Origin of the sequence: Achromobacter spanius, assembly GCF_039673305.1 — a bacterium.
Classification (GTDB): domain Bacteria; phylum Pseudomonadota; class Gammaproteobacteria; order Burkholderiales; family Burkholderiaceae_B; genus Achromobacter; species Achromobacter spanius_F.
This window is the reverse complement of the sequence record NZ_JBDJLJ010000108.1, coordinates 1-5,842: the sequence shown is the minus strand read 5'-3', so window position 1 is coordinate 5,842 and position 5,842 is coordinate 1. Positions and strand designations below refer to the sequence as shown.

The window sequence follows — 5,842 nt, the reverse complement described above, 5'->3', positions numbered from 1 at the left end:
GCGTTGCCTCGGGGTGATCGCGCCCCGGCCGCGGCCATGGTGCGCGCGGGCGTCCAGGCGTAAGATCTGCGGGTTTTTTGCAGCCCTTACTGACCTCGCAGCCCGACATGAGCATTCCATTACTGATTCTGATCGACAGCGTCCAGGACTATCTGCCCGCCATCGAAGCCCGTGGTTTCCGTCCCCTCTATGCACCCACGGCGCAGGCCCGCGCCCTGGCGATCCAGGAGCATGGCCACGAGATACGCGCCGTGCTGACGCGCGGCGCGACGGGCTTTCACGCCAATGAAATGGCCGCGCTGCCGCAACTGGGTATCGTGTGCTCGCTGGGGGTGGGGTACGAAAACATCGATCTGGCTGCCGCGCAGACGCGCGGCATCGTGGTTACGAATGGCCCCGGCGCGAATGCGGTGTCGGTGGCCGACCATGCCATGGCGCTGCTGCTGGGCGCCGCGCGCCGGTTGCCGCAGGCCGACGCCTGGGTCCGGCAGGGCCATTGGAGCGGTTTCATGGGGCCGCAAGTGACTGGCAAGCGCCTGGGCATCCTGGGGCTGGGCACCATCGGACTGGAAATTGCCCGGCGCGGCGCGCTGGGTTTTGGCATGCGCGTGGGCTACTACAACCGGCGCGCCCGGCCGGAATCGGGCTACGCCTATTTCGACAGCCCGCGCGCGCTGGCGGCCGAGTCCGACTTTCTGGTGATCGCGACGCCGGGCGGGGCGGGCACGCGGCACCTGGTGGATGGCGCCGTGCTGGACGCGCTGGGTCCGCAGGGCTACCTGATCAACATTGCGCGCGGCAGCGTCGTGGACACGCAAGCCCTGGTCGCGGCGCTGGCGGAACGCCGCATCGCCGGGGCCGGGCTGGACGTGGTGGATGGCGAACCGGTGATTCCGGATGCGCTCAAGCAGCTGGACAACGTGGTGCTGACGCCGCACAGCGCGGGCAGGTCGCCCGAAGCGGTGGCCGCCACGGTTGCGCTGTTCCTGGATAACGCGACGGCGCATTTCGCGGGCAAGCCCGTGTTGACGCCGGTGCGCGAGGCGCAGGCCGAAGTGGCCTGAACCTGCTGGCGCGGCGCGCATCCCCGAAGGAATGCGCGCCCGCCGTGGCCGTGTCAGTGCGAGAACATGATCGGCACGGTCATGCTTTTCAGGATCGAGGCGGTGGCGCCGCCCATCGCCCATTCGCGGAACTTGCTGTGGCCGTAGGCGCCCATGACGATGAGGTCGGCGCTGTGGTCCGCGGCGGCATTGAGGATGGTGCTGCCGACGCCCACACCCTTGATGTCGCGGCGCACGTGGTCGGGCGCCGGCATGCCTTGCGCGACGCAATAAGTGACCAGGTCTTCGAAGGGGATGGCCTCGACGTTGCGGGTGGCGGCGCCTTCGTCCATGGTCAGCACCACCAGGTGCGACGCCGCGCGCAACAGCGGGGCGGCGTCGGCCAGGGCGCGGGCGGCCTCGCGGCTGCCGTCCCAGCAGAGCATCACGCGTTCGCCCACGACCGGGAAGCTGCCGCTGGAAGGCAGCACCAGCACGGGCCGGCCCGCCGACAGCAGGGTCTGTTCGACGAATTCGGTTTCGTGGGCGGCCTCGATGTCGTCGCGGTTGTACTGGCTGACGATGATCATGTCGCTGGCGCGGCCATGCAGGGCGACCGTGGCGCTGGGTGACGATTCGCCCGCCCGGACGACGGCCGGCACATCGGCGGCCGCGGCCGCCTCGAGGAACGCGTTCTGCACGGCGCCGCGGTTCTGCGCCTGGATTTCCTTCATGACGTTCAGCGAGCGGGACATCATCACCGATTCGCCGTAGTAGTACTGCGGCGGCGCGGAGCTGGCGTAGATGCCCACCAGTTCGGCCTTGTGGCGCCTGGCCAGTCCCAGCGCCAGTTCAGTGCGGCGCTTGCAGTCGAATCCATGGTCCAGGTGGACGGAAATGCGGCGGTACATGGTGTGGCCTCCTTGGTAAAAGCGTTCCATGTCCTTATGGTTGCCGTTTACCCGGGAAGGCCCATTGACGCGCGTCAAGCTGCCCCCAGTTAGGCGGAGGTGGCGCAAACCTGCGCTATGGCGGCGGTCCGTCCTTCTGCACGCGCTCGCGCAGCTGGCGGATGGTGCGTGTCTGCTGCGCGATGCGTTCCAGCGGCGCGGCCAGCGCCGGTTCGGCGGCGGCGATGGCGGCGGGAACGCCCAGCGTGCGCGCATCCGCGGCAGGCGCGCCGTCCTGCGGATGCAGCGCATGCGCCAGGACCGTGCCGTAGTCGCGCAGCGCGGACGCCGCCGGGGATCCTGGCGGCAGGACCGGCTGGATCTCCAGCACGGTGCCCGCGGCGGTGATGCGGCGCATGGCATTGAGCAGATTCACCGCCGTGTCCACGTTGCGGTCGCGGTGAACGGGGTTTTGCTGCAGGCGCTGCAGCGAAGCTTCGGCGTTGTCGGCGGACAGGCAGGCCAGGCGGCGCATCCCCACGATGTCCTGCGCCGGTTCGCCGCCGCCGCTCTTTTCCCGGGTCAGCGCCAGCGCATAGTCGGCATGGCGCGACAGCGCGCGCGCCAGGGCCCCGGCCAGCTGGCGCGGCTCTTTTTCCGGCCACACCAGAAAGCCCACCAGCAGCGCCAGGATGCCGCCCAGGACGCTGTTGAAGGCGCGCAGCGCTGCCAGCATGGGCTCGTAGATCTCGGGCTGCTGGATGTGGCTGACCAGCACGAACTGGGAGGTCAGGAAGAACGTGAACAGCGCGTAATGGATGGTGCGCGCGGCAAAGGTGCCCAGCGCGATGAGCAGCACGGCCAGCGCCACCGACAGCGGGGTGCTCAGCAGCAGCCCCAGCAGCGATGCGCCGATGGCGCCCGCCACGCTGCCGACGACGCGTTCGAACGTGCGCTGCCAGGTCGTGGCGAAATAGGGCTGCAGGATGAAGACGAGCGTCAGCGACATCCAGTAGCCGTGGTTGACGGCAAAGGTCTTGGACAGGGCAACGGCGATGGTCGCGCCCACCCCCACGCGCAGGGCGTGGCGGAAGGCGTCGGACTCGAAGCGCAGGTTCTGGCGCAGCGTGCGCCAGGCCTGCCGCGCGACGCTCGCGTCGGCGGCGCTGCGGGCGGGCGCGGCCGGCGCGGCGCCCTGGTCGAACAGCGCCTGCATGACCGCCTGGGCGGTGTGCAGCAGGCGATCCAGCACTGGCACGACGGTGGCCAGGTCCGGCGCGTAGGCCATGGCGCCGCCGCGCAGGTCGTGCAGGCCCGCGCTGTAGTGCGCCAGCCGCTCGCGCAGGCATTCCGCCTGTTTGGGGTCGCCGACGTCGGAGGTGCTGGCGATGGCGTTGCACACGCTGGCGTAGCGGTGCATGGCGTGCGACAGGTGCGCGCCGGCACTGCGGCCGAGCCACCGCAGGGAGTTCGCTTCCAGAAGGTCGGCGGCGGCCACCAGCGCGATGAAGCTGTCTTCGGCGCAGTCCAGCAGATAGAGCAGCTGATGGGCGCGGGCCCGGCGCGAGGGGCGCGCGTCCTGGACCTCGCGGATGCGGACGCGCGCGGCCTCCAGCGCCGCGCGCTGCGCGCTGCGCTGGGCGCGGGTGACGGCGGTCCAGGCCTGCGGTCCGCCCGCGGGCGCCAGGCCCGAGTACATGCGGGCCAGCGCATCGGCAAAGTCGGCGAGTCCGCGGTAGCAATGGGCGACGGCGTGGGTCGCGTCTTTCCAGGGACGGCGGCGCCAGACTAGCGCCGTCATCAAAATTGCCCATACCGCGCCGGCCAGGAAGAACAGCGTGTAGGAGAGTCTGTCGGCCAGGGTAGGGGCCGGCAGCTCGGCCGCCACCACGAAGCCCGCCGACAGCAGCGTGCCGACAATGGCGGCGGCCGGGCCGAGCACGCGCAGCAGCCCGCCGAAGGTGCAGCAGACGAAGGTCAGCGGCAGCAGCAGCCAGAGGTGCGACGCGCTGGCGCTGGCCAGGAAGCAGAACAGCGCGCCGATCAGGCCCAGCGCAAGCATGGAGCCCGCGCGCTGGCGCAGGGGGCCGCCGGGATCGCCAAAGCATGCCCAGAATGCCGCGATGGCGGTCCAGCCCAGGCGGGGTTCGTGCGCCAGCACGGCCAGGATCACGGGCGCCGCGCTGATGGCGGCGGCTTGCAGGGCGTCGAGCCACAGCACATTGCGCAAGGATGCGCGCCAACGGGAGAGCAGATTTGTCACGCTGAGGGAACAGAGGGGTGGATCGGGCAGGGGGGTGAAAGACGCAAACCCTACCATGTCGACAAGACGTTCATGCAGGGCCGCGTGCATGGCGTGGAAAGGCGCGCCAAACATGAATCCGCGCACCTTAACACCTATGGTTACATGTGTGTGACTTTAGCGCGCCGAGGGCGCAGAATGCGTGAATCAATCGTGCCTCGAGCTGCGCCCGGACAGTGCAGACCCCGACTTCGAGGCGCCCCAGGAGCAAGCCATGACGACTTCAGAGACTTGCCGCACCCCCGTCGTGAGCGACGCGGAAATCACCGCGATGATCACGGGCCGGGATGGCCTGCGCGTGCTCCTGCAGCCGCAGGTGGATCTGCTTACGGGCAAGATCGTTTCCGCCGAAGCGTTGGCGCGATGGCAGCATCCGCGGTTGGGCATCGTGATGCCGGCCGAATTCATCCCGGCGGTGAACCGCCTGGGACTGGACGGCATTCTCTTCGAACGCGTATGCGTGCGGGTCATCGACGCGCTGCTGACGATGCGGCGCGCGGGCGTCGCCGTCCCCTTGGCGATCAATGCGCCGGCCACCACGCTGTCCGAAGCCAGGTCGGTGGATTTCCTGCTCGAGCGCGTGCGCGCGGCAGAGCTGCCGCCGTCGCTGGTGCGGGTGGAACTGACCGAAGACCAGCCCATCCGGGACCTGGATGTCTTGCGGGCGTCGCTGCTGCGGCTGGAAGACGCCGGCTGCGAAGTCAGCCTGGACGACTTCGGCACGGGCCATGCGTCATTGAAGCTGCTGTCGGCAATCCCCTTGTCCGAAGTGAAGATCGACCAGTACTTCGTCACGCGCATGCGGCGCAGCGCCGTGGCGTTCGAAGTCCTGCGCACCGCCGCGGAACTTGCCACGCGATTGGGCTGGCGCGTCGTGGCCGAAGGCGTGGAGAACGTGGCCGACATCCCGGCGCTGCGCGCCGCGGGCTGCCGGTATGGCCAGGGCTTTTCGCTGGGCCGGCCCATGCCGCTGGACGAAATCATGATGCGCCTGCGCACGCAGCGCGATGGCGGCGAACCGCTGGCCGCGCCCGCCGCCTATGCGTCCTCGTGGCTGGATGCCTTCGATGCCGGGGCGCAGGATGCCGCGGAAGTGGGTCGTCCCGTGCGCCATACCGCCCTCCTGTAACCGCCGCCTCGAGCGCAGTTTTTACCGACGGCGCGGAATTTCCCCAGGCATCGTCCGTCCCTCAAATATTGACTCGCCCGCGCGCCCGTGGCCGCGCCGCCGGGCACGCCAGTTGCTCTCCAATCCGGGCGGAATAATTCCGCCATTTAGGAGACTTGTAATGGCCAATCAGAACCAACCCGACCAGCAAAAGCAGCCGCAAAAGCAACAGTCCCAGGAAAACCCGAAGGACCGCGGACAGTCGCCGGGCCAGCAGCCTGGCCAGTCCGGCCAGCAAATGGAGAAAGACCGCAATCAGCCGGGCCAGACGCCTGGCCAGCAAAACAAGACCCAGCGCTGATCCGCTGCCGGCACGGGATGCGCGCCCCGAGCGCGCGTTCCGTGAGCATTCCTTGGCGGCCCCCGCCGCGTCCCAAACGTGAAGCGGCCGGGGCAGATGTTTGGTGAAGCGCCGCGGGAAGGCCGAAAGGCAGAGAGC

5 protein-coding genes are annotated in these 5,842 nt (G+C 69.3%); 2 read left to right on the top strand and 3 right to left on the bottom strand.

Annotation, left to right across the window (positions count from 1 at the left end; all coding sequences use genetic code 11):
• Nucleotides 1-107: 107 nt before the first annotated feature.
• Nucleotides 108-1,064 (top strand): 2-hydroxyacid dehydrogenase, encoded by a 957-nt coding sequence (locus ABE485_RS30900; protein ID WP_346519065.1) that lies wholly within the window; start codon nt 108-110, stop codon nt 1,062-1,064.
• 53 nt (nt 1,065-1,117) lie between these two features.
• Here the strand turns inward: ABE485_RS30900 and ABE485_RS30895 are convergent, their stop codons facing one another.
• Complete coding sequence (locus tag ABE485_RS30895; RefSeq protein WP_346519067.1) at nt 1,118-1,954, bottom strand: universal stress protein; 837 nt, start codon at nt 1,952-1,954, stop codon at nt 1,118-1,120.
• Nucleotides 1,955-2,069: 115 nt separating this feature from the next.
• Nucleotides 2,070-4,154: an FUSC family protein gene (locus ABE485_RS30890; protein WP_346519066.1), complete on the bottom strand. Its 2,085-nt coding sequence runs from the start codon at nt 4,152-4,154 to the stop codon at nt 2,070-2,072.
• A gap of 295 nt (nt 4,155-4,449) precedes the next feature.
• On the opposite strand from ABE485_RS30890, the gene ABE485_RS30885 reads away from it, so the two are divergent.
• Nucleotides 4,450-5,364 carry an EAL domain-containing protein gene (locus tag ABE485_RS30885; protein WP_346519064.1) on the top strand — a complete coding sequence of 305 codons (915 nt, stop codon included), beginning with the start codon at nt 4,450-4,452 and terminating at the stop codon, nt 5,362-5,364.
• Nucleotides 5,365-5,425: 61 nt separating this feature from the next.
• Here the strand turns inward: ABE485_RS30885 and ABE485_RS30880 are convergent.
• Nucleotides 5,426-5,842 (bottom strand): hypothetical protein (locus ABE485_RS30880; protein ID WP_346519063.1); only part of this gene is annotated, 417 nt, incomplete at its 5' end.